General features: G+C 40.0%; 18 protein-coding genes. 11 read left to right on the plus strand and 7 right to left on the minus strand.

The genetic code is table 11. The features are described 5' to 3' along the window. Nucleotides 1–12: 12 nt before the first annotated feature. From JWQ34_RS04085 to JWQ34_RS04105, 5 genes are read right to left on the minus strand one after another with little or no spacing between them, the layout of a single operon-like run. A complete protein-coding gene (locus JWQ34_RS04085) occupies nt 13–1,788 on the minus strand; it encodes a hypothetical protein (RefSeq protein WP_299354255.1) in 1,776 nt (591 codons plus the stop codon). 2 nt (nt 1,789–1,790) lie between these two features. Next, on the minus strand, nt 1,791–3,908 hold the full coding sequence (locus tag JWQ34_RS04090; protein ID WP_299354258.1) for a DUF4175 family protein: 2,118 nt from the start codon (nt 3,906–3,908) through the stop codon (nt 1,791–1,793). Further along, on the minus strand, nt 3,901–5,412 hold the full coding sequence (locus JWQ34_RS04095; RefSeq protein WP_299354261.1) for a BatA domain-containing protein: 1,512 nt from the start codon (nt 5,410–5,412) through the stop codon (nt 3,901–3,903). The genes JWQ34_RS04090 and JWQ34_RS04095 overlap by 8 nt, the downstream gene beginning before the upstream one ends. Nucleotide 5,413: 1 nt before the next feature. Continuing rightward, complete coding sequence (locus JWQ34_RS04100; protein ID WP_299354263.1) at nt 5,414–6,283, minus strand: DUF58 domain-containing protein; 870 nt, start codon at nt 6,281–6,283, stop codon at nt 5,414–5,416. Nucleotides 6,284–6,325: 42 nt separating this feature from the next. After that, nucleotides 6,326–7,327, minus strand: coding sequence for a MoxR family ATPase (locus JWQ34_RS04105; RefSeq protein WP_299354266.1), 1,002 nt, complete (start codon nt 7,325–7,327; stop codon nt 6,326–6,328). Nucleotides 7,328–7,521: 194 nt separating this feature from the next. On the opposite strand from JWQ34_RS04105, the gene JWQ34_RS04110 reads away from it, so the two are divergent. The 8 genes from JWQ34_RS04110 (at nt 7,522) to JWQ34_RS04145 (ending at nt 18,820) form a co-directional block, all read left to right on the plus strand. Next, nucleotides 7,522–8,148: a DUF4159 domain-containing protein gene (locus JWQ34_RS04110; protein ID WP_299354269.1), complete on the plus strand. Its 627-nt coding sequence runs from the start codon at nt 7,522–7,524 to the stop codon at nt 8,146–8,148. Nucleotides 8,149–8,326: 178 nt separating this feature from the next. Then, nucleotides 8,327–9,256 carry a TIM barrel protein gene (locus JWQ34_RS04115; RefSeq protein WP_299354273.1) on the plus strand — a complete coding sequence of 310 codons (930 nt, stop codon included), beginning with the start codon at nt 8,327–8,329 and terminating at the stop codon, nt 9,254–9,256. Continuing rightward, a complete protein-coding gene (locus JWQ34_RS04120; protein ID WP_299354276.1) occupies nt 9,256–11,547 on the plus strand; it encodes a PQQ-binding-like beta-propeller repeat protein in 2,292 nt (763 codons plus the stop codon). The genes JWQ34_RS04115 and JWQ34_RS04120 overlap by 1 nt, the downstream gene beginning before the upstream one ends. Before the next feature lie 27 nt (nt 11,548–11,574). Continuing rightward, a complete protein-coding gene (locus JWQ34_RS04125; RefSeq protein ID WP_299354279.1) occupies nt 11,575–12,507 on the plus strand; it encodes a hypothetical protein in 933 nt (310 codons plus the stop codon). 16 nt (nt 12,508–12,523) lie between these two features. Further along, entirely contained in the window at nt 12,524–14,497 is a 1,974-nt protein-coding gene (locus JWQ34_RS04130) for an FG-GAP-like repeat-containing protein (protein ID WP_299354281.1), read from the plus strand. 38 nt (nt 14,498–14,535) lie between these two features. Beyond that, a complete protein-coding gene (locus JWQ34_RS04135) occupies nt 14,536–15,960 on the plus strand; it encodes a Gfo/Idh/MocA family oxidoreductase (protein ID WP_299354284.1) in 1,425 nt (474 codons plus the stop codon). 123 nt (nt 15,961–16,083) lie between these two features. Continuing rightward, on the plus strand, nt 16,084–17,751 hold the full coding sequence (locus JWQ34_RS04140) for an ABC transporter ATP-binding protein (protein WP_299354287.1): 1,668 nt from the start codon (nt 16,084–16,086) through the stop codon (nt 17,749–17,751). After that, the gene (locus JWQ34_RS04145; RefSeq protein ID WP_299354290.1) at nt 17,744–18,820 is read left to right on the plus strand and encodes a glycosyltransferase family 4 protein; all 1,077 of its coding nucleotides are present in this window, start codon (nt 17,744–17,746) and stop codon (nt 18,818–18,820) included. The genes JWQ34_RS04140 and JWQ34_RS04145 overlap by 8 nt, the downstream gene beginning before the upstream one ends. On the opposite strand, the gene JWQ34_RS04150 is transcribed toward JWQ34_RS04145, so the two are convergent. Then, nucleotides 18,796–19,893 carry a glycosyltransferase gene (locus tag JWQ34_RS04150; RefSeq protein WP_299354293.1) on the minus strand — a complete coding sequence of 366 codons (1,098 nt, stop codon included), beginning with the start codon at nt 19,891–19,893 and terminating at the stop codon, nt 18,796–18,798. The two genes, JWQ34_RS04145 and JWQ34_RS04150, sit on opposite strands and share 25 nt — an antisense overlap. Before the next feature lie 112 nt (nt 19,894–20,005). Between JWQ34_RS04150 and JWQ34_RS04155 the strand changes: the two genes are divergently transcribed. Beyond that, nucleotides 20,006–20,923: a hypothetical protein gene (locus JWQ34_RS04155; protein WP_299354296.1), complete on the plus strand. Its 918-nt coding sequence runs from the start codon at nt 20,006–20,008 to the stop codon at nt 20,921–20,923. 85 nt (nt 20,924–21,008) lie between these two features. On the opposite strand, the gene JWQ34_RS04160 is transcribed toward JWQ34_RS04155, so the two are convergent. After that, complete coding sequence (locus JWQ34_RS04160) at nt 21,009–22,136, minus strand: hypothetical protein (RefSeq protein ID WP_299354299.1); 1,128 nt, start codon at nt 22,134–22,136, stop codon at nt 21,009–21,011. A 227-nt stretch (nt 22,137–22,363) separates the two neighbouring features. Here JWQ34_RS04160 and JWQ34_RS04165 point away from each other — a divergent pair, with 227 nt between their 5' ends. Then, nucleotides 22,364–23,866 (plus strand): radical SAM protein, encoded by a 1,503-nt coding sequence (locus tag JWQ34_RS04165; protein ID WP_299354302.1) that lies wholly within the window; start codon nt 22,364–22,366, stop codon nt 23,864–23,866. A gap of 12 nt (nt 23,867–23,878) precedes the next feature. Next, nucleotides 23,879–24,925 carry a radical SAM protein gene (locus JWQ34_RS04170; protein ID WP_299354305.1) on the plus strand — a complete coding sequence of 349 codons (1,047 nt, stop codon included), beginning with the start codon at nt 23,879–23,881 and terminating at the stop codon, nt 24,923–24,925. Nucleotides 24,926–24,928 lie beyond the last annotated feature (3 nt).

Raw genomic sequence — 24,928 nt, forward strand, 5'->3', positions numbered from 1 at the left:
CTATAAAAATGTTTAGCGGGCCAGGAATTTGCTCTCGGCCCATAAAAAAGTCATAGCCATTAAAAATAGTATAAAAAAATATATTTTGGGCACCAACACCCAGTTTTTTTGGCGTATTTGTTTTGTTACAATTGTAGTGCCTTTATGCTCCTGTACATATTGGTTTGTGGTATTTAATTTATTTGCCGCTGTAAGGCTTTTCCACGCATTATTTCGCCATACGTACCACCAATAAGGTGTGCCATTATTTGATATAGATTGCTGCCAGCCAAGAGCGTTTGGCCAATAAGTGGCCAGCACTTCAAAAGGAACAGCCGGGTTTTGCGAAGGATATACACTACTTTGATTGATCTTAATACTATTTATGATTGATGTATTTTCAATAACTATCCTTGTCGGTTTATTAGGGACTGGCAAATCACCTTTAACAGCCCAATTTTCGGTAATAGGTTCTTTGCGGACGGCTTTATTAATAAGTGATGACCATAGCAAGTAATAATCACTATTATTTCCATTTAATAACCAGTTATGGCTATTACTTATGGTAGTGAAAACCAACCTGCCTGCGCCGAATAATGCCGCTGCCGCTGCTATGTGGTTATGCTCATCAGTTACCAATGTTTGGGTATTGGTATGGGCGTTGATGTATGCAGGGTCGAGATTTAATTTAGCAGTTTTGCCTTTGCCCTGTATGTTAAGTGTGGTTGAAATTGTTTGCTTACCCGATGTGGAAGTAACCAAAAAATATCGCTGCAACCATGAAGATGCCTTACCCGAGCTATCTGCACGGATAATTATACCCATGCCTTTTTGTACTTGTTGTTGTAATGCGGCGTTTTCGGTAACGGGAAGTCCTTTTAGTAGGGATAGGTCGCCAATTAATACGTCAAATTTTTCTAATACAGCTGCGGATAGATGGGTAAGATCCGGCTTAGCCATATTAATATATTCCAGGCTGTATTTACCTTTGGTAATGGTTGACCGTGAGGCCACGCCATAACCATTTTGGCTCAGCCATATTTTTAAAAATTTGGTCTCAAAATCCGGCGAAGCCGAAAGAATAAGAACTTTTAATGGTTTTATAGGATTAATAATAACCGGCAACTGTTCTTGCTCAAGCGTGTCTTTATTGGTAATTACTAATAAAGTGTACACTGCTTTTCCTATATTTTTTGGTGTAGATTTAAGTGTAAGGTCCGAATTGGTATTTGCAGAAATTTCGGCAGAATCAAGCGTAGTATTTAATCCTTTCAATACAATTTTGCAGGCTTTTGCCAATGTGTTTTTATACTTAATCTGTACCTCAAATACCTCGCCGACTTTTAATTGGTCTGTCCAGTTGGCGGCAATAAACCCATAGGGAATAGGCGAAGGGTGAAAAATAATATGGTGCCCGACTAATTGGTTAAGCTCTTCTTTATTTAATCCAAACCCAAAAATGTCTAAGGATAAATTATCAGAGAATATGGATGCATCATTTATAAACATGGCTTTTGGATATTGTTGTAATACTGATCTATCCAACGTGTAGATGCTGTCACTTTTTTCTGCTTGTAGACTGTCTTTATCAAAACCCTGTGTCAACAGTATTTTATGCTTCCCTGTTGTTTGTATTGTGTTGCCCGGGTAACTTATTGGCAATATCAAACAAGCTAATATAGTTGCCGCTATTAATATTGCCAGAATACGCCAGGTTAAGTATGATCTGATCTCGCGCGCATATTCCCGGTACGCCCCGAAGGCGGCCAATGCTATGCAGATGAGGATCACTATACTATTCCAGCTCATTATTAGCGGTTGTTTTTAATGTTTTGATAATAATGTTGGGCCAAACCCATATCAGGTTTAGCCGAATTGCTTTGCGGTAATTGCGCGCTTATTGGCAGTGTTTTTTGTATGCTGTGTTCTACCAGGTCAATATCCTGTAATTGAGGATTTGTTGCTGAAAGGATGCGATTAATAGCATTAACCGCCGGCAAGTAAATACCTGGTTGTGCAGATGCTTTTACACTTAACTGTTGTTTGGCTAACTGTAAAACATGCTTGTCATTATTGCTATACAAACGTGTTGTTTTAATTTGCTCTAATAATTGTATGGCGGTTTTAAGTGTTTCAAACTGGTCTGCCTTTGCTTTTATATTATCTTTATTTACAGGCTGAGTAATTTTGCTCAGATCGCCGGTTAAGCGTTTCTCCAGCTTTATTGGCGATGGGTTATAAGCTGTTTTAGCTACGTACGATCTTGACTTTTGCTGTAGGTCTTTTAGTAAACGCAGCGCCTTGTATTCAAAAGGTAAAGCTTCCAGTGGTTTGTATAAACGCAAGCGAAGTTCGGCGTTCCACATTTCGGTTAGGGTTGCTTTTAGCTGGGCTTTAATTGCAGGTTCTAAAAAAGTGGCATCTTCGGCGTTATCATGCTTGTCGGTTATGGCATCAAATAGCATGGCCGCATTATTGAAATTTTCAATTTTATTTAGCTCAGTATTTTCTCCCAGTCCGCCAACATTTGATTCATCTTCCTCGCCCAAAAACTTGCCATATCGCAAGCGCAGTAGTTTTTGGTCCATGCCGATATTATTGCAGGTGCTGTTAAAATTGTCTTTATTCAGACTGTCCTTTTGTTTGAGCAATTGCTCGGTATCCATAATGATCTGCCGCTGGCTTCGGAAATATTCCGGCTTAATATTGCCGCCGCTTACCAATCCATTCATGCTTAATAAAGCGGCAGTATCCTGTATAGAAACGGTGTAAACATCAGTACGTGTTTTTTGCTGATGATTATCTGTCGCTTCAATATAAAAATAAAGCTCATCGCCAGGTTCCATGTCCAGTTTGGGCAAGTCAAACAAATGCTGTAACTCGTACTGCGGTTTATGGGCCGCAAATGAGTCACCGAAACCAATCTTATACTCTTTAAACTTTACTGCCTCGCCGCTGCCCTTGGCAACGGTTGCGTAGATCATGGCATTACTAACGCCGTAATCATCGGTAAGGGTAGTATTTAACATAACTTTTGAAGTTTCGCCGGCATCTATATAAGTGTATTGTTTGGGCGTTTTAACCCGTATTTGGGGCGCATTATCTTTTATAATTTCTATCTGATACAAGTCTGATAATTTGCCATCTATGTCAACCTGATAAAAGCTGGGTTTGTTAATGTTTTTTTGGACGACCCATTTGGTATGATCGGTATTGGGTTTTAGCGGGACGCGTTCATTATCATTAAATACCAGGCTTATCTGTTTAAGCGCGATATTGGTGCTGATCTCCCAGGTAACTGTCGAACCATCTTCGGCCAATAAAGTAAATTTATCCTGACTGCGTTTGGGTTTTCCGGTGTAGGCCGGGGGAGTTATGGTTAGATCAACTGCATCGATTTGTGGTAATACTTTTTCGGGCGGGCTTGCTTTTTGTTGCTGATTATTGCTAAATAAACTATTAGATACATAACTATGATGGGCGAATTTATTTGCTGTAATAAAAACTATAACAGCAACTATCACCAGCAACAAAGCGCGTTTTAAATGAATAGTAAATTGCTTGGGCAGGGCGGGTATCCCGCTTAATGCAGAATCCACTTTACTTAATTGTAACCGCTGCAATAAATTTAATTCGTCAGGTGGTTTGATAGCTAACTCCGCGCTTTCTTCTAGTATAGGATAATGCTGATTTAAAAAAGCTGCGACAGTAAGCGATGTTATTTGCCAGGGGCGGTGTAGATATAATAATACGCATCCAACTATCACAAAAATAAACACCGACCACCATCCCGATATAGGCAGCAACCAATGTAATATCGCGATAGCAAACAAAGCATACGCCGCCGCCAAAATAACATCAGCCAGTAATTGGTAGCCAATCCATTTTTGCTTTAAGCTATTTATTATGTCTATGCCTTGTTTACCCATTTGCTAATACCGTTTTGTTTTTAGTAGCCAGCCAGCGCTCAGTAAAAAGTGCTAATGCCAGGGCCAGCCATAAGTAATGGGTTAAATCTGTATAGGTGTTTAGTTGTGTCGGTGCTTTTTTTGCATCTGCAATAAAATCGGGTTGTAATTGGGCGTTGCTTATTATCCGGTGGTCATGTTCCATTACATCATTAACTATTGGTTGTGTAAGTGTTAATAACCATTTTGGGAACTCATCGTTCCAAACTAACTCATTCCAGGTTGGATTAAAGCGGCTGTAAAAATAATATTGGATCGAGCTGCCTTTTTGCCCGGCGCTTAATATGGGATTGCCAAAACCATCTGTCCATATCGGTCTGCCGTTTGTTGTTTTTGTAACGATGGTTTTATATAGTGCTATTTTAGTTTGTCGTTGAGTAATAGTATGGCTTTCGTTATTGCTTATCCATGAGTTCACCTCGGTTATTTTACCGGCCTCATAACTAAACAGGTTTTTTGTTTTTGCTGATAGGATAGTACCTACAGGTTTTTCGGACAACCAATAGATCCAATCCTGATTAGCCGGAATAGCATCTGCCTGGTTATATAATTTAATAACCGTATTGCGCCCGGTTAATTGAGCGATGGCTTGCAACGCGGCTTTTAAATAGCTTGCATCAACCTCCGCCTTATCTGTATAAATGGCAATGTGGGTAATAGCGGTATCAACAGGTATTTTAGTATCCTGTAAGTTTACAAATGGCAACCCTTTATCAATAGCAACGCTGTACGCTGAACTATTTTGACCGCCATTTTTTACATCGTTATATTGATATGTTGTACCCGATGGGGTTGAAGTGCCCTGCATAACCCTGATACTTCCGTTATCAGTAAGCCATGCACCTGCCAACCAATTGCTCACCGAATCAGCCGGAGTATAGGTATGCCAGTTAATATGTAATGACGTTACAGGTTTTTCACCTCTGAAGTGTGTTATTGTGTTTGGTGTAAATAATTCAACCGGAGTAGCCGATGATACTCTATCAGTTAATTGGTTAATAAGCGACCAGTAGTTTAAGTTGTCTTTCTTTTGTGTACTATCAGGTACTGTTTTACTATTCACTAATTCGTTCAAATCCTGCTTCAAAAAATCAGGCCTAAAAAAATGAACCTCATAACCTGTTTTAGCAAGCGAATCTATTTTAGGTTGAAATTTGCGATAAGCCTGGTTAAAATCGGCATAAGGTATCAATATCCAACCTTTGGATTTGCTGGTTTTTAAATGCTGCTGCAAAAGGGGAACGGCTAATAAAAATGCTAATAACGTTAACAATAAACAGCGTAATAACAGCAATAAAATATCCAATAATTTAAAACTCCTGCTGCTTGATGGTGAAGACTCCGTAAACAATGAAATACTACCCACCTTGAGCGTTTTGCCCGGTTTAATGTTCCATAAGTGAATGATAACCGGAATGCTGATAGCAGCCAGCGCCAATAGCCATATGGGGTTTGTAAGCAGCATATTAACTTTTATTACGGGCAACTAAAAAATCGCGCAGGGCCTTATCCAGTGGTTCGGCAGTGTTGAGCAGTTGGTGTACAATGTGTTTACCCAGCAGTTCCATGCGGATCGTCGCGAGGTGTTGCTGCAGGTTTTCTTTATAAGTTTTGGCCAGTTCGGTGTTTACCTGTATGGTTTCGCCGGTTTCCAGATCTTCTAAGGTAGAGAACCCTTTGAAATCAAGTTCCAGTTCATTTTTCCCCATCAATTGGAAAACAATAACCTCGTGCTTTAATGCTGCTAACGAGTCTAATAGTTTACTGATCTCGCCGTTTGTTTGGTACATATCGGTTATGAAAACCAACAATTCTTTGCGGTTTGACCCAGTAAACAATTCTTTATAATGTACCGGTTTGGTAAAAGTACCGGCAGGTTCAATTTGTGTAAGCTGATAGTAAAGCCGCTTTAAATGCTGCGGGTCGGGTTTGGATGCGAGCGAAAATAAGCCGCCATCCTGGAACACATATAAACCAACAGCATCACCCTGTAAATTGGCCAGGTAAGCTAATGACGCGGTAAGGAAACGAGCATAATCTATTTTTTTTATACCGTTATCATCATGGTTCATACTTGCGCTGGCATCCACCAAAAAACGTACGGATATGCTGGTTTCTACCTCCGATTCGCGGATGTAATATCGATCAGACCGGGCAAACATACGCCAGTCCAGCCAACGGAGATCATCGCCGGGTTGGTAACTGCGATATTGGCTAAACTCTAGTCCCGGGCCTTTTACAGTGCTTTTGTTAAACCCATTTAAAAAGCCATCAACAACCGTTTTTGCCAGTAATGGCAAATCCTTAATGGTCATTAATACTTTAGGATCAAGCATGATTGGAGATTAGTTAATTAGAGATCAGTTCGCCGGTGCAGGTTATAATGCCTTCGGCCGCTCAATTACTTTGATCAGTTCTTCGGTAACCCTGTCAGATGTTATATCCTCCGCCTCGGCTTTAAAATTCATCAATATACGATGTCTTAGCACGGGGTAGGCCATGGCATGAATATCTTCGGGTAGTACCGCATACCGGCCTTTTAACAACGCTCGTGCTTTGGCAGTTAGTATTAATGCCTGCCCGGCGCGCGGGCCTGCACCCCAGCGTACCCATTCTTTAATATAAGGTACGGTAGTGGTATCTGGCCGGGTAGATCTGATAATTTGGCTTACATATCTAACCAAATCTTCGTTAATATTTACCTGCCTTACCAAAGCTTGTGCTTGTTGTATTTCTTCGGCAGTTATAATAGCTTGTACATCGGCTTTTTGGATGCCAGTGGTACGGTTCAATATATCAAACTCTTCCTTATCGGTAGGGTAGCCTATTTTTATCAGTAGTAAGAAACGGTCCAGTTGAGCTTCTGGCAGGGGATAAGTGCCGGCCTGTTCAATAGGGTTTTGTGTAGCCAGGATGAAAAAAGGTTTATCCAAAGGATAGGTTTGCCCGCCATAAGTAACCTCAAACTCCTGCATCGCTTCCAAAAGTGCCGATTGCGTTTTAGGCGGCGTACGATTGATCTCATCCGCCAGTATAATATTGGCAAATAATGGGCCTTTATTAAACTTAAAAAAACGCTTACCGGTGGCGTGGTCTTCTTCCAATATTTCGGTACCGACAATATCCGTTGGCATTAAATCCGGCGTAAACTGTATGCGCCTAAATGCTAGTTTAAGTGCCTGCGACATGGTTTTAACGATCAACGTTTTTGCCAATCCTGGGACACCTTCCAGTAAGCAATGTCCTCCCGCCAGGAAAGCTACAAGCAATTCATCCAGTATATGATCCTGGCCTACAATAACTTTCTGTATTTCGTTTTTTAATTGTGGGAGTTTATCCAGCAGGGTTTTAATCTCTTTTTCAGTCAGTTCAGCGGTCATCAGTTAATTTTTATTCTTGTAATAAGTTGCGTGGACGCAACTATTTATTCAATATCACAATATAAGGCACTTTTTACACAAAAAAGCGGCATGTTGTAAATATTTTAACAAAGTATCTGAAAAATTACAACTTCGATAAGTAAAAGTGAGAATGGCATGAAATTTTAAAGTATTTTTAGAGTTTTAAGGATAAGATGCCAGTCAGCTCAAAATTTACTTTTGCAAGATTAAGTTATCACTCCGGCGATTGGGATACAGATCAGCGCATGCCATCTAATATTCTTAATTCGTTGTTAGAGTATACTACCATCCCGTTAGATACTAAAGAAAAAGTGGTACCGCTAAGTAGTAGCGATATATTTAACTATCCATTTTTTTACCTGAGCGGGCATAAGCTGGTGCAGTTTAATACGCAGGAACGTGCTAACTTTAAAAAGTATATAGATAATGGCGGCTTTGTGTTTGTTGATGACTGTAATCATGATATAGATGGGTTGTTCGCTAAATCTTTCGATGCGCAAATGACTTCATTATTTGGGCCGACGGCATTAAAGAAAATACCTAATAACCATCCCATTTATCATTCGTTTTTTAAATTCGAAAAAGGACCGCCTAATACCTCATTCGAATTAAATGGCTGGGGCGATGACCTGGTACACGAATACCTTAAAGCTATTGAAATAAATGGCCGCATAGGAGTTTTATATAGCAATAAAGACTACGGTTGCGAATGGGATTACGATTTCCGAAACAAGCGTTTTTTGGCCGAGGATAATACCAAGTTTGGGGTAAATATTATAGTTTACGCTTTGGGCGGCTAAATTGGTTTAAACAATAAAAGTTCGAAGCTTAGATAATAGCTTAACTTCCTGACAAGAAACCAAAAAAATGTATCATTATTATGATATATTTGGTTACCAATTAGTAATAAAATAACATTTATTGTTTAGTGTTTTGCTACAGATTTGTCTTTAATATGGTTATTACTTGCTTAATATTATGAACAGAAGATCATTTGTTTTCCAGTCATCGGGCTTAGTGCTTACGGCTTGCGTGTCGCCTGCATTAGCAAAAATAGCTTTGCCTAAAGATAAGATGGACCGCATTGCTATGGGTACACTCTTGTATCATGATAGGTTTAAAGAAACCAATAAAAACGTTTTACCTGCCGATACATTAACACTGATGGATATCCCTCAACATCACCGGGATAAATATGGCGTTAAAAAACTGGAGTTTTGGAGTGAGCATTTTGCATCAAACGATAAAGGATATTTAACTGACCTGAAGGCAAAAATTAAAACAGCAGGCTGCGAATTGTTGGATGTACAGGTTGATAGCTCGCCTTTTGATAAGCGGCCATGCGATCTTGCTTCGTTAAATGAAGAACTAAGGCTTGCAAGTATCCAAAAAGTTAAAGACTGGATGGATATTGCCGCTTTACTGGGTTCAAAATGTGTGCGGGTAAATCCTGGTACGGTAAAAGGTACGGTACAGCAAAGTATTAAATCTTATCAGGAACTTATCCCTTATGCAAAAAGTAAAAATTTGATAATAATAGCGGCTAACCATTTCGGGATTGAAACTGATGCTGATAAGCATGTGGCAATTGTTAAAGGCGCCGGCACGGGATTATATACCGAGCCTGACTTTGGAAACTACAACGGCGCGCCTGATATGTACGACTCGTTGGCAAAGATCATTCCTTATGCCCACATTGTATCGGCAAAAGTAGCCCTATTTAAAAATACAGCAAACGGGGTTGAACATACCTCGTACGATTTTGATAAATGCGTGCGCCTTGCAGAAAGCCTTGGCTTTAAAGGTACTTATATGGTAGCCCAATGGGGTAATAACACGCCTGATATAGACTATGAAAAAGTTGCAGCCTGGACAATAGATCATCTAAAAGCAAACATTACAGCCTAATGAGTTTCGGTAGTTATAAAAAAGCATTTCCGGGTGTGCGTATTGCCTTATTGTGCGCAGGCGCGGCAGTTACTGTATTTGTGGGTTGTAGTATTTTTTCGCACAATGCTGTCAATGATGATCCTGCCGGTACAGGTCAGCATAAAAGCTGGAAACAGTATGGTGGCAGCGCAGATCAGTCAAGGTACCTGGATTTTAAGCAGATCACTAAGAAAAATGTAACCCAATTAAAAGTAGCATGGAGCTATCCAACTAATGATAATTCGGGCTACCTGTTTAACCCTATAATTATAGGGAACGTAATGTATGTATTGGCTAAAAATCATTCGTTAGTTGCGTTGGATGCTATTACGGGTAAAGAAATATGGATACATGCGGGCCTGAATTCTATCACCTGGAAAGGTATTAATTATTGGGAAAGCAAAGATAAAACTGACCGCCGATTGATATTTACCTTAGGCGGCACCTTACAGGAAATTAACGCAGTCACCGGCAAATCAATTCTTACCTTCGGCGATAACGGGGTAGTAGATTTGAAACTGGGCACCATTCGCGACCCTTCAACATTTAACCGCATACAGCCCACTACACCGGGCGTTGTTTTTGAGAACTTTTATATGATAGGCTCATCGCCCGGCGAAAATATATTTTCAGGCCCTGGCGATCTGAGAGCTTATGATATTGTTACCGGTAAAATGGCATGGGTATTTCATACCATCCCCCTGCCCGGCGAATACGGTTATAAAACATGGCCAAAGGATGCTTATAAGTATATAGGCGGCACAAATACCTGGGGCGAAATATCAGTAGATGAAAAACGAGGTATAGCTTATTTCCCTACCGGATCACCCACCTATGATTATTATGGCGGAGACCGCATTGGCGATAACCTGTTTAGTGATTGTATTATTGCTATTGATATACATACAGGTAAGCGCTTATGGCATTTCCAAACCGTGCATCATGATCTTTGGGATTACGATTTGTGTACCGCGCCGCAATTAATAACCGTAACCCATAATGGTAAACGTGTTGATGCCGTGGCTGTAGCCTCTAAAACCAGTTTTCTTTACGTTTTCGATCGTGTAACCGGCGAACCCTTATGGCCGATTGTGGAAAGGCCCGTGCCAAAAAGTGATGTACCCGGCGAGGTAGCTTCGCCAACACAACCTATCCCAACGGTGTTGCCGCCATTTGGCAGGCAAACGCTTACTGCCGATGATGTTTCTCCTTATATGAAACCGGAAGATCAGGCGTCATGGAAAAAAAGAATAGCGGCGGGAGGCAAGGGTATGTTTCAACCAATATTATTAAATGGCGAAACCTTTGGATTACCGGGCGCCGTTGGCGGCGCCAATTTTGGTAATACCGCAGCTATGCCGGATAAGGGTTTGGTATTTATAATAGGACAGGATCACCCATCAGTATACAGCATAAAAAAATATGTTGAAACACGGTCGCCAAATGTAGCTGATCAAACAGCACGGGCAAAAATCATCTACATACAAAATTGCCAGGGCTGTCATGGCGTTGAGCGTACCGGAGCTGCTGGGCCCAATATTGTTACTGCCGGTACAAAACTCACGCTTGAAAGTTTGAAAATATTACTATCTACAGGTAAAGGGCAGATGCCGGGTTTCCCGCATTTAAATGAAACCGACATCGCCGATATACATGTATTTTTAGGGGGGCAACCGGAAACAGCCCGGCGTGGCGGCAGACAACAACCTACTGACAATGTTAAAATTGAAGGCCCGGTTGTAGCATCGGGCGGGGCGCCGGTAAAAGAAACTGCTGACCGGAATGCCGGTATGCGCGATTATCCTACCGGAGTAGAACACCCTACTAATAGATACATTTCTGACAATGGATTGCTTTTTCCTTATATTGTTGCACCACCCTGGTCATTTATAGTAGCCTATGATTTAAACAAAGGAACTATTAAATGGAAGGTGCCACTGGGTATAGATAAAGATGTTGAAAAGCAAGGAGGCAAGCCATCTGGTCTTACAGGTGGCGGGCAGCGTAAGGGGATGATAGTTACAGCAACAGGCATTCTGTTCGCAACCTCTAAGGATGGTCATTTATATGCTTTTGATGTTGATAATGGTAATACGCTATGGAGTATAGCCTTGCCTGCAGGTACCGAGGGGCAACCAGCCATGTACGAGGTAAATGGCCGTCAATATTTAATTGTGTGTGCAACAACAGTTGCAAGCTTGGGCAAGGGCAACAATGGGCCAAAACCTAAGGGCAGCTATGTTATTTATGCTTTACCCGATAAGAAATAATTTAAACCAATTTACATAACCCGTATCATGAGGAATAAAGTCATTTTATGTACTATAGCTACCTTCTTTGCTTTTATGCTTTGCTTTAATTCGGCATCGGCACAAGCAACAAAAGTGATCTATTTTTTGGCCGGCCCTAAAGACCATGGTCCACCATCAAGACACGAAACCGAGAAGGATCTGCTGGTATTGCAACGTTGTATAGATAGCGTAACTAATATTAAAGGCGTTAAAATAATAACCAAATTCCTATATAAACGCACCGCGTTGGATATAGCCGATTTGAAAGATGCTGCGGCACTTATTATTGAATGTAGTTCAGAAACCAGCTCGAAAGAGCGTACCCATCCTTTATTCCCGCCTAATACATCGCCAAAAAATAATACATACGATAAAGCGGTGCTGGCTTATCTAAAACAGGTTGATAGCCTGCATAAAGCAGGAATGGGCATTATGGTGATACATTGGGGCGTGGTTACTGATAACCAACGCGCGCGAGATTATTATATCAACTGGTTCGGCGAATCATCAATGCCGGATTATACACAAAATCCGTTAGGCTATTGGTCGGTCACACCCATTGAAAGCGGTAAAAGACATCCTATAATGCGCGGTGTCGGTCCGTTTTATTATAAGGATGAGATATTTTCAAGAATGGTTGTAGCTCCGGGCGACCCAAACAGAACCGACTTACTTATGGGCGAAGCTGTTAAAACTAACCAGGGCACAATAGCTCCACGAGGCATAGCATCAGCCTATGAAAATGGCATAGCTCGTGGTATTCTTTGGGGAGGAATGGATTACCACTCTGCTTTATTGAATGAAAATTATTTACGTTTTATGCTAAATTCCATTGTTTGGACCGCCGGAATAGAAGTACCCAAAGGGGGCGTAAAAACTGTGGCCAAAGGCTTGCAACTGATACCTGTCCGTAACGATATGTTTGATAATATGAAATAATGGTAACCAATAAATAATGAAATACTTTTTATCCATTGCTTTATTGCTTGGCATAGCCGCTTTATCATTTGGGCAAGAGATCCCATGGGAGGTAAATGGCCGCGGCCTAAGTTTTAAGCCCGATTATTCTTTTACAGGATCGGTCCTTAGTGGTTGGCATAATATAGGCACTTCTACATGGCAAGCCAATAATGGCGAAATTGCGGTGAATCCAAATGGTGGCACGGCATTATTGGCCTTAAACAAATCCTACCAGGATGTAGCAATACACCTGTTAATGAAAGCGCCTGCAGGCAGCGAAGCCGGTGTGTTAGTGCGGATGGAGAAAACGGCTAATGGCTATAAAGCATTCTTGGTTGCTGTAAAAGATGGCGATGCCTCAACCTATCGTGTTACTATGGATGCGCAGGGGAAAGAACTATCGCGCGATAAACTAAGAACAGCCGGGGATATTATACGTGTGGCTCCTCCCGCGCCCAAGATTGATCCCAAAGCTACTCCGCCACGCCGGGTCGGTAATGGCGGCAATACCAACAACAGGCTCGCTAGCCCTGCTGATCTGCCTATGCAACGCCCGGTAACTACTATAGTAGCTAACGACTGGAACCAGTTTGAGATAGTAATTGATTATACCATCATCCGTAAGTTTATTAATGATAGTGGTGATTTTACAGGTGGCGCTACAGATGATGACGGTACCGGTTACGGCTCGATAACTTTATACGCTAATGGTACCGGGCAGGTGCAGTTTAAAGATATCAAATACAAAGATGCGCATGTAATGTATACGCCTGCAGAGGCATCTTCACCGCGCTTTAAGGCACAACGCATAAGTGATATGTCTTATTCATTTAGCGCTAACGCTGCTGATTTTAATAAAGATGGCCATATGGACATAGTGGCCGGGCCGTATATTTATTATGGCCCTGATTATACTCATTACCGGGAAGTGCTTTTTGCCCAGGCTTATAATCCATCAAGAGAGTTCCCAAATATTAACTGCCAGTACACTTTTGATTTTAATGGTGATGGCTGGCCGGATATTTTAACCGGACCCGGTGCCAAATCAGCGATATATATTAACCCTAAAGGCCAGTCAAGGCGTTGGGATAAATACGAAATAGGTATTGAGATACAATCAGAAGTAACTATATTTAAAGATATTGATGGTGATGGTAAACCTGAATTAGTTTACTCGGGCGGTAATGCTATGTGTTATGCTAAAGCTAACCCCGCAGATGCTACTAAGCCCTGGACAGAACACGCAGTATCTGCAAAGGGTTATGGCTTGGGCCACGGCGTGGGTGCAGGCGATATTAATGGTGATGGCCGGGTAGATATTATTAATCCAAATGGTTGGTGGGAACAACCCAAAGATATTAACAGCGCCGCTTTATGGACCTACCATCCGGTAGCGTTTGGCCGTTACGGGCATCGCAGTTCGGGTGTTGGCGGTAGTGTAATGGCTGTATATGATGTTAATGGCGATGGCTTAAATGATGTAGTAACCAGTTTAAATGTACATGGTTTCGGTATGGCTTGGTTTGAGCAAAAACGCGATAAGGGCGGTAATATATCATTTGTACAACATATGATAATGGATGATTACTCAAGCACGGATAAAAATGCAGGTGGCGTTACATTTTCCCAATCGCATGGCTCAACTTATGCTGATGTTAATGGCGATGGAATACCCGATTTTATTGTAGGTAAACGTTATTGGACGCATTTGGATAGCTATTTTGATCCCGACCCATACGGCCCGGCCGTATTATATGCTTATATAACGGTACGAGATAAAAAAGCTCCTGGCGGGGCAAGGTTTGTTCCGGAATTGATCCATAATCGATCTGGTGCAGGGTCGGACGTTGCTGCTGCCGATCTAAATAATGATGGCGCAATTGATATTATAGCTTCTGCAGATCGTGGTACTTTTATTTTTTGGAATCAAACCAAAGTAAAGCAGAAACACATCAGCACAAAAAAATAATCATACATAATAATAACGCATCAACTGAAACTAAGAAGATGGAAAACAAACGCAGGAATTTTTTAAAACTCACCGGGCTGGCAGGCTTTGGTGTATTTGGCAGTGGTATTTTAAAAGGATTTGCTAAAGATATGCCAGGCAAAGCTGAGAGTACTTCAGAACTCACCGGTTATAAACAGCAATTTAACATGTCCGGCTATGCAGCGCCTAAATTAGATACGGTACGCATAGGGTTTATTGGGTTGGGCCAACGCGGCCCGGGCCATTTAAACAACATGACCAAGTTGGAGGGCGTAAAGATTAATGGTTTATGCGATATCCGCGAGTCGAGTGTTAAAAAGGCTGCTAAGTTATTGGATGGTACTGCACACCAGCCCACTCTCTATTCGGGCGATAAGGATGCGTGGAAGAAATTATGCGAGCGTGAAGATATTGATGCAGTTTATATTGCTACACCCTGGGATATGCACGTACCCATGGCCTTGTATGCTATGGAGCATGGCAAACATGCTTTTGTAGAAGTACCGGCGGCGGTTACCCTGGAGCAATGCTGGCAATTGGTCGAAACATCAGAACGTACACGTAAGCATTGCATGATGCTGGAAAATTGTTGTTATGATTTTTTTGAATTGCTTACTTTAAATATGGCCCGCCAGGGGTACTTTGGCGAAATTGTGCATGCAGAAGGCGCTTATTTACATAACCTGTTAGGTTTGAATTTTGATAAGAACGGTTATTATGATATGTGGCGCTTAAAACAAAATGCCACCCGGAACGGAAATATCTACCCTACGCATGGTTTGGGCCCGCTATGCCAGTTGATGAATATTAACAGGGGAGATAAGATGGATTACCTGGTATCTATGTCGGGTAATGATTTTTCGATGGAAAAAAAGGCGGAAGAGTTGGCCGCCAAGGATGATTTCTTTAAACCTTTTACTGGTAAAAATTATCGGGGCAATATGAATACAACCAGCATTCGTACTAAAAGTGGCCGCACTATTATGATACAACATGATGTAAGTTCACCTAACATTTATTCGCGGATACATAAAATTACTGGTACAAAGGGGACTGCATTAAAGTATCCGCTTCCGGGTAAAATATCTAACGATACAAAAGAAAGCTGGCTATCTGATAAAGAGATGCAGGAACTGGAGAAAAAGTATCAACCCGCTATAGTTAAAAAAATGGGTGAGCTGGCAAAAGAAGTCGGCGGCCATGGCGGGATGGATTTCCTGATGGATTGGCGCGTGATAGATTGCCTGCGCAACGGTTTGCCGCTTGATCAGGATGTGTATGATGCTGCGCTTTGGAGCTCAATTTCGCCTTTAAGCGAGAAATCTGTAGCCAACCGCTCAACCGCTGTTGATATCCCCGATTTTACCAATGGTTCGTGGAAAACCAATAAACCGGTAGATATTTTACTGGAACAGGGCGGGACGACCAAAGTGAAGTTGTAGGGGAATATTACACTAGCTTATCTCATATATAGTAATCCAATTATATCAGGCAACGCATAAAGTTTTTTATACGTATGGTTAAGTAGCAGTAATAATGTAATTACTGAGCTATTTACTGTCAGTTTGAAACAAATTTTAACCGATATTTTAAATATCCTGCAAAAACAGGAAAGGATAAAATTGGCTAAGCTGATTTTGTTTGACCTGGTAATGGGTGTGCTTGATGTTGCCTTTTTGGGGATGATATTGGTTGTAATTAACTTTTACATTAAAAACCAGCAACCGGCAATAGTTTCCTTTCTGCCTGCTAAATTAGCAAACAGAGATTCGCTGCTGCTTATTGGGCTATTCGTTATTTTATTTGGTTTTAAAAATTGGATAGGGTATTTAAATTCTAAACTACAACAGCATTTTTTTTACGGCATATCTTCAAGGCTATCTAAACGTAATATTCGAAGCTATTTAACGGATGATTACCTGCGTTTTGTGAATGTTGATTCATCGGTACTTATCCGACGAATAAGCCAGCAACCAATAGAGTTTAGTAACTATATACTCACCAATTTACAGCAAATTGTATCGCAAAGTATATTGATACTGGTAACTATTATCGGGATATTTTTTTGGCACCCCGACCTTTTTTTTATGTTGTTTTTATTACTGCTGCCCCCGGTAATTTTATTAGGCAATTTTATACGGAATAAGTTAAAAGCCATACGTGCAAATAACCGTGTGGTGAGCCAAAAAACCATACAGCATTTACAGGAGTCGCTTGCCGGGTATATGGACAGCAATATTTACCGAAAAGGTGATTTTTTTGTTGACAGATATTATAAACAGCAATTACAGTTAAATAACAATATTGCAACCCAGCAAACTTTGCAGGGCTTAACCTCAAGACTGGTGGAGGTTTTTGTCATACTTGGCTTTTTTATTTTGATAGCTATTAATAAACTATCAGCAGGTACACCAACTGTAAGCCTGTTAACCATTGGTGTTTTTATGGCAGCCAGTTATAAGATCATTCCCGGTGTTGTAAAGATATTAAACAGTGCCAGCCAGATAAAAACTTACCAATTTACCATAACAGATCTGCAACCTGTAGAACCTGCAATTATTATAACTGACGAAACTGAACCTATCAGATCAATAATATTTGAGCAGGTTAAATTTAAGTATAAAGATAATAGAGTATTAAACAATATTAGTTTTGAGATACAAGCAGGCAATTTTGTTGGAATATCCGCGGCATCAGGTAAAGGCAAAACAACTATAATACATTTGCTGCTTGGTTTTTTAAAACACCATAAAGGCAATATTTATTTTAATGATGTAAAAACCAACTGGATAAAAAGACAGGAATATTTGAGTCGGATATCATACGTTAAACAGCAATCATTTATTATAAATGATACCATACTGAAAAATATTACGCTTAGTGATGATGGATTTGATAAGGCCAGATTGGATGATGTGATAGCATTTTGCGGACTGGAAAATATAATTGCTCAATATTCTAATGGAATAAATGAATTTATAAAAGAAAATGGCAAAAATATAAGTGGCGGTCAGCGGCAACGGCTGATGTTGGCAAGAGCGCTATATCATGATTTTGACTTGTTGATATTAGATGAGGCTTTTTCTGAAATGGACACTGAATCAGAAAACAACATTCTTTCAAAGTTAAGATTACTTACACAAAAGGGTAAAATGGTGATGCTGATAACACATAATAACGCCAGCTTTGATTTTTGCGACAGAGTAATATCATTGGATTTAGCTTATGCGTAAAACGCTGGTTATAGTTACTCCGGGTTTCCCTAAAGACGAGGCGGATAGTACCTGTATGCCAGACAGGCAAATATTTGTACGGGTTTTAAAAGAAACCTATCCGGATGTAAATATTGTGGTATTAGCTTTTCAATATCCTTATGAAGCGCGTGAATACCACTGGAATGGCATAAAAATTATTGCCCTGGGCGGAAAGAACAAAAGCGGCCTGTACCGCCGGATGACATGGCTACATGCCTGGCGCAAACTTAAAAAGATAGATTTAGAATATAACGTTATCGGCCTATTGAGTTTTTGGCTGGACGAATGTGCCTTTATAGCTGATAGGTTTGCTAATAAATTTAAGCTGAAACATTATATATGGCTGCTGGGGCAGGATGCCCGGCCCGGAAATAAATATGTTTACCACATTATGCCTAATGGCGAGAATTTAATAGCCTTATCTGATTACCTGGTAAATGAGTTTAACAAAAACTATGGTATTACACCGCAATATGTTGTGCCGGGTGCAATAGATACAGCACTATTTAAACCATCAACATCCCAAAGAGATATTGATATTTTAGGCGTAGGCTCGTTAATCCCTTTAAAGCAATTTGAGTTATTTATTGAAACTGTTAAATTCTTAAAAAATCATTTGCCCAATATTAAAGCCGTGATATGCGGTAAGGGCCCGGAAATGCAAAAGTTAAAAGACCGGGCAGGATCTTATCAACTGGAAAAAAATATAACTTTTAAAGGTGAATTAAGTCATCCAGAAGTATTAGAATATATGCAGCGTTCAAAAATATTGCTGCATCCATCAAAATATGAGGGTTTTAGTACTGTTCTGTTGGAAGCGTTGTATGCCGGAGCACACGTGGTTTCTTTTTTTAAACCGATGGAAGATTCATTTTTACATCACCATATTGTTGATAGTACCGATGAAATGAGCGATAAAGTTTTGTCTTTGTTAAATGATACCGATAGGGGGCATGAACCCGTACTAATAAACGAAATGACCCAAATGGCAAACAGTATTATGAATTTATTTGACGACCCGAGCTACAAAGAAGCCGCTATATCCTGAATTTTTTGAGCAATAGCTTTAAAGGAAAGATTTGACTCAAAATAAGATAATGCTTTTTCGCGCTCATGTTGCAGATCTATTTGTTGTGTTTCAGTTAAGGCGGTAAGTAAAGCGGTCTCATTCCCGGCAGGATATAACAAGCCTATTTGCCCATCATTAGTCATCATCCTGAACGAAAATATATCTGTAACAATGGGTACGCATCCGCATGACATGGCTTCGCAAACCGCGGTACCGCTGCCTTCGTAATGCGAACCTGAAATAATAAAATCAGCGCTGTTATACCAATAAAGCAAATCGTCATTAGGTACTTTACCTATTAAAGTAATTGCCGATGTATTGGTTTCATTAACTAATAATGCTTTTATCTCTGGCAATAGTCCTTCAGTCTGATAGATCATATACAACCGGGCTTGCGGATTTATAGCTGTAAACTTTAAAAATGATTTAACTACAGTTAAAGGATCTTTATTTTCATCTAACCGGCCTACCCATAAAAATACATTATTGCCATCCACATTAGTTTTCGCCTTTGCAATTGCTTTATCTATCGGATAAAAAACCGATGATACTTCCATTACCTCGTGAATTTTTTCGGGAGATGATAGATTGCCTTTATTAATCCAATCCAACCCCATAGCTTTTGATGCAAACAAGTAGGCATCAATATATTTATCGGCTATTTTTTGCAGGTGTTTTTTTAAGCCCCGGGCCGGTTTTTCTGCATGGTTTTGGGCAATGATCTTTGTCTTTTTATCTAAATGAAATCGTAGTTGTATAACTTGCCACGGGTTATGTAAACCATGTACAACCACCACATCGGGATATAAACTTTTAATAAGCCGGTGTAGCTTTAAAGGAAAGCGTAAAGTGTAGTCATGATAGTTTACAAACTTAAAATTAACACCATTGTATAATTCATCGCCCTCATAATTTATTTGTTTTATGCGGGTAACGTTGTTGTTTTGGCTTAGGCAGGTTAACACTCCCGAATAGCCTTTAATGCGCGTGATCCATTTTTCGGGCGAATTATAGCCGGGGTCGTAATTATAACTTACAAAAACAATGTTCATTATTGGTGCAATTTAAAGTTTTTGATTTTGTAAGATACTTGTTTAAGCAACCTCAAGCCAGCTATATTCGTATTTAGATAAAGCATACCTAACATATACTTGTAACTAACCGATGGGGTTGTCTGTAAAAAATATATTTTTCAAAAATACTGCTATAAATACCTTTTTTATAACCCGTTTACACGAAAACCAGATCGAAGAAAAAGTATGGCTCTGTAAGAATAAACTACGGTTTGACATAACAGCCAAACATAGCATGATCTGCCTTGATCCGTTTTGTATGTCGGTATGGTTGCCGTCAGATCAAACGGATTTGTTTGATCCTAAAAATGTAGGGATCAACTTTACAAAAGCAGATAAAACAATGGCCGAAATAAATGTTGATTTAATAGAAATCTTGCCAACAGCAAATGGCGCGTTATTATTATATAAAATTGAAAGTGTAAAAAATTATCAGATCAATGCTATACACCGGCTGGTTTTGTTTGCCTGGTTGTTACGCTCTAAAAAGAATACTTACCAAAGCCGCAGGGTTATAAGCGCGCTGTATTCGTATCCCCGAAAAATTATTATTGTTTCTTACCAGGATGAAGACTATTACAATATATTCCCAATGGATATACAAGGATATATTGCCGAAGAAGATATTTATATATTGGGGTTAAGAACCACCAACGTTACCCTTGATAAAATACTGGCTGCAAAAAAGGTGGTTATTTGCGATACTGATACCATTGATATTGAAACTGTTTATGCGTTAGGGAAACACCCCAGCACATCGCCAACTAAAAAGAACGAAATGCCTTTTGCTATAAATGATAGCGAGTTATTTGGCTTCCCGGTGCCTGCCATTATTGGTTCATATAAAGAAGTTGAAATTATAGCTAACCGAAAAATGGGTTACCACATGTTATTAGTAGGAAAAGTGGTTAATACCAAAGTTATTAACCCCAATCCTGCATCGCTTTATCATGTTGGGTTTTTGCAATATCAAAACAGTAGTTACCAAAGCATTGATGCTAAATATTAAAAAATCAATATCAGTTAAGGCGAATTTAATTCGTAGCTGCACCGTTTTGAACGTACTTTATGATAGAGAGGGACATGCGGGGGGATTAGTTAACGGTTATAGGGAAAACTACTTCGGGGTAATATTCTTTTATCCGTTTCATTAAACCTGGTAAATCTCCTTGCACATATTTACAGGTTCCGTTTATATAAACTTGGCTAAACTCATTTAAGTTGATATGGTTTAACTGATTTAATAAACTGGCATCAAACAGCCTGATATGTTCGTTATGCACAACCAGCAAAATATCTGAGGGATCCGTAGCGTAAAAAGACTCCAACGATGTTTCATCATCTTTCTTTTTTACAACAACAACTGTTCCTTCATTATTGGTGGTTGTTTGCCAACTGGTGGAACCGCCCAGGTGTAGCGAATTATACAGCTCTGTATCGGTTAGCATTTTTGTTTTGCGGGCCAGGCGTATATGGTCCCATATATTCCAGTTACCGGTAAGGGTCGAGTCTGTGCCAAATAAGATAGTGGTATGCTTTTTTAGATGATCCGCCGCCGCGGTTTTATTCAGCAAAAAGTAATTAGATTCAGGGCACCATATCAAAGCTTCAAATTTTTTAGCTTGCTCTTCGGTCATAGCTACCCCATGCACACCTATCAATTTCTTGTTAAGAAGGTTCCATCTAATTAGTTGGTCAATTTCATTGTTCGAGCTATCATCACTACCCTCGCCAACATGTATCACTACCGGCCCTCTGCGTTTAAAAGGATTGTTGAGCTTTACCTTCCATCGTTTTTCAAACTGTACCGAGTGTATACTATGGCTTTGTTCTACATTGATAGGCGGGTTATCTATGGCTAGCTGTTCGCCATGATTTACTACTGTGGTAACACCGCATAGCAGGTTTTTAAATATCCCCCAGCTAACACGCAATGCAAGTGGTACTTTTAAAACGGCAGCTATTTCCTGTTTGTAATTTTCATGGATGTATTTGCCCCATTCGGTGTAATTACTATAGATCTTATCACCTAGTTGGGGGAACAAATTAAAATCAAGGTGATCATGCGAGTTAACAAGCCCCGGAAAAACCAATGCGTTATCAAACGTTAACTGTATCCCATCACTATAAAAGCCCTTGTTTACAGGTATCATCTCCCCGTTTTTTAGCTGGATATTAACAGGGGTATTGCCGGTGATTGTTGTAACGTTATTTAATATCATCGGTCTGTATTAATTAGATGCCATATAGGGCTTAAAGCACTTCTACAACCAATTACGGACTGTTATTTATAATGGTTGCCCCCTGCAGTTTATTTAGGCTATCGGGCAACCTTTATTTAGTATGGGGCGTAATTATTTTGATAGTAGTTCATAGTTACTTTAGTTTCTCATAAATAGTGGTGGGGTGCAAATCCACCACTATTTACTTTAGCCGCCTAATAAAAAAAATGAATAAGATATTATTGTTCAATCCCAAAAGCGCCAATGCTAAATATAGGATCCCAAATTCTATTTTAAACATAGCCGCATCCGTTGAAGGAAAGTACGAATGGGTTATTGTTGACGGCAATTGCGAGGCTGATCCGCAGAAAAAAATAGAATCTTATTTAGATACCGGCGAGTTTAAATATCTGGGCTTTACGGTAATGCCCGGCCCGCAATTAAGGCAGGCCATAATAGCCGCTAAATCAATTAAAGCAAAATATCCTGCTACCAAAATGATATGGGGAGGGTACTTTCCATCAAACCAGCCGGAGTCAGTATTGTATTCAAGCTATGTCGATTTTATTATCAACGGCCCTGGCGATCATGCCTTCCCTGCATTGATAGATGCGTTAGAGAATGATCAACCATTTGAATTTATAAAGAACCTGATATACCAGGGCACTGATGGCCGTATAGTTAAAACAGCTAAAGAAGATCTGATAGATCAGGACTCATTACCGCCATTACCTTATAACAAGTTAAATGAGCTTTATCCTATACCCAAGTTTTTAGGCAAAACCTACCTGGGCGAAAAAACGCTGGCTTATCACTCAAGCATCGGTTGCCCTTTCACCTGTTCTTTTTGTGCAGTGGTGCCTATTTATGAAGCAAGATGGAAGGCAAAGTCGGCACAAACGGTTTATAATGATGTTAAATATATTAAGGATAAATGGGGTGCTACCGCTATAGAATTTCATGATAACAACTTCTTTGTATCAGAAAAGCGCGCGGTTGAGTTTTCAAGATTGATAGAACCTGAAAATATGACCTGGTGGGGCATGGCCCGTATTGATACCATGAGCAAATTTAAAGACTCATCATTAGAAGCTATACGCCGGGGTGGTTGTAAAATAATATTCTTCGGTGCCGAAAGTGGTAACAATGCCATATTGGAGCAGATGGATAAAGGCGGTACACAAACCGGCGACCAAATACTGGAATTTGCCGAGCGACTAAAGAAATTTGATATTATACCCGAATATTCATTTGTACTAGGTACACCTGCACCAACACCAGAGCAGGTAATGGCGCAGATAGATTTTGAGATTGATTTTATTAAGCAGGTAAAAGCTATCAATCCCAAAACAGAAATAATTATTTATACCTATAGCCCGGTACCTACCGAAGGGTCAGAAATGTATAAGCAGGTATTAGCCAGTGGCTTTAAATTCCCGCAAACACTGGAGGATTGGATAAGCCCGGCATGGGAGAATTTCGATCTGCGGAAAAACCCGCTTACTCCATGGCTAACTGCCGAAATGATTGATAAGATACGGAATTTTGAAACGGTATTAAATGGCGTTTACCCTACAACAACCGATATAAGGTTAAGCAAGCTAAAACGCGCGGCAATAAAAGCGGTATCAACATTACGTTATAAAATAAACGTATACCAATACCCTTATGAGATAAAACTACTGCAAAAGGTATGGAAATACCGCCAGCCTGAAATACAAGGGTTTTAAAATTTAACTATTATGCAGTTTTCATCCATAGTACATACCTACAAGCGCTGCCGCACACTGCAAACGCACTACATATCGGCTTTGCCGGTTGTTATATTGATGCCGCATAGTGCCTGCAATTGCCGCTGTGTAATGTGCGATATATGGAAAGATAATAAAAACCTGAAACAGCTTACCGAGGGTGATATAACAGATCTGCTTTTCTCATTAAAAAAATTTGATACAAAGCAAGTGGTTATGTCTGGCGGTGAGGCATTGCTGAATGCCAACTTTTTTAAGCTTTGTGAGATCCTTAAAAAGCAAAATATAAAGATCAGCCTGTTAACTACCGGCCTTTCTATAAAAAACAATGCAGATCAACTCTTAAAATGGGTTGATGATATGGTGGTATCATTAGATGGTGATGAGGCTATGCATGATGCTATCCGTAATATCCCCAACGCTTTTAAAAAGTTGAAAGAAGGAGTGGAGCATATTAAATCAATCAATCCAAACTATCGCATTACGGCGCGTACGGTTATTCATCGTTTAAATTTCAGGAACTGGCCGGCTATTATTAGCGCGGCAAAGGCAATGGGAATTGACCAGGTAAGTTTTTTACCTGCTGATGTTAGCAGCCATGCCTTTAACCGCCAAACTGCCTGGGCCGAACCCAAACAGCACGAAATATTAATTGATGAGCATGAACTACCCGAATTACAATCAATTATTACGAATATAATTAATGATAATGAGGCTGATTTTGAAAATCGGTTTATTGCCGAATCAAAAGAGAAGATACAGGACATATATAATTACTACGCGGCCTTTTATGGTTTAAACGCGTTCCCGTTTAAAAAATGTAATGCGCCCTGGGTATCAACCGTTATTGAGGCTGATGGTAGTGTGCGGCCTTGCTTTTTTCACGATAGCATCGGTAATATCAGGGATAGCTCACTTGCGGATATATTGAATACTAAAGAGGCCATAAGTTTCAGAAAAGAATTAAATATGAGCACAAATGCAACTTGCGTAAAGTGTGTTTGCAGTTTAAGTCTATCGCCTTTTGCAACATTATAGGTT

The sequence above is a fragment of the Mucilaginibacter sp. genome, assembly GCF_028288185.1.
In the GTDB taxonomy this organism is placed as follows: Bacteria; Bacteroidota; Bacteroidia; order Sphingobacteriales; family Sphingobacteriaceae; genus Mucilaginibacter.

Coding starts and splice junctions, on each gene's coding strand:
- JWQ34_RS04160 (WP_299354299.1), bottom strand. CDS start 22,136: ATGATATTAAATAACGTTACAACAATCACCGGCAATACCCCTGTTAAT.
- JWQ34_RS04170 (WP_299354305.1), top strand. CDS start 23,879: ATGCAGTTTTCATCCATAGTACATACCTACAAGCGCTGCCGCACACTG.
- JWQ34_RS04110 (WP_299354269.1), top strand. CDS start 7,522: ATGCCAGTCAGCTCAAAATTTACTTTTGCAAGATTAAGTTATCACTCC.
- JWQ34_RS04100 (WP_299354263.1), bottom strand. CDS start 6,283: ATGCTTGATCCTAAAGTATTAATGACCATTAAGGATTTGCCATTACTG.
- JWQ34_RS04120 (WP_299354276.1), top strand. CDS start 9,256: ATGAGTTTCGGTAGTTATAAAAAAGCATTTCCGGGTGTGCGTATTGCC.
- JWQ34_RS04105 (WP_299354266.1), bottom strand. CDS start 7,327: ATGACCGCTGAACTGACTGAAAAAGAGATTAAAACCCTGCTGGATAAA.
- JWQ34_RS04165 (WP_299354302.1), top strand. CDS start 22,364: ATGAATAAGATATTATTGTTCAATCCCAAAAGCGCCAATGCTAAATAT.
- JWQ34_RS04155 (WP_299354296.1), top strand. CDS start 20,006: ATGGGGTTGTCTGTAAAAAATATATTTTTCAAAAATACTGCTATAAAT.
- JWQ34_RS04115 (WP_299354273.1), top strand. CDS start 8,327: ATGAACAGAAGATCATTTGTTTTCCAGTCATCGGGCTTAGTGCTTACG.
- JWQ34_RS04095 (WP_299354261.1), bottom strand. CDS start 5,412: ATGCTGCTTACAAACCCCATATGGCTATTGGCGCTGGCTGCTATCAGC.
- JWQ34_RS04090 (WP_299354258.1), bottom strand. CDS start 3,908: ATGGGTAAACAAGGCATAGACATAATAAATAGCTTAAAGCAAAAATGG.
- JWQ34_RS04135 (WP_299354284.1), top strand. CDS start 14,536: ATGGAAAACAAACGCAGGAATTTTTTAAAACTCACCGGGCTGGCAGGC.
- JWQ34_RS04130 (WP_299354281.1), top strand. CDS start 12,524: ATGAAATACTTTTTATCCATTGCTTTATTGCTTGGCATAGCCGCTTTA.
- JWQ34_RS04085 (WP_299354255.1), bottom strand. CDS start 1,788: ATGAGCTGGAATAGTATAGTGATCCTCATCTGCATAGCATTGGCCGCC.
- JWQ34_RS04145 (WP_299354290.1), top strand. CDS start 17,744: ATGCGTAAAACGCTGGTTATAGTTACTCCGGGTTTCCCTAAAGACGAG.
- JWQ34_RS04125 (WP_299354279.1), top strand. CDS start 11,575: ATGAGGAATAAAGTCATTTTATGTACTATAGCTACCTTCTTTGCTTTT.
- JWQ34_RS04150 (WP_299354293.1), bottom strand. CDS start 19,893: ATGAACATTGTTTTTGTAAGTTATAATTACGACCCCGGCTATAATTCG.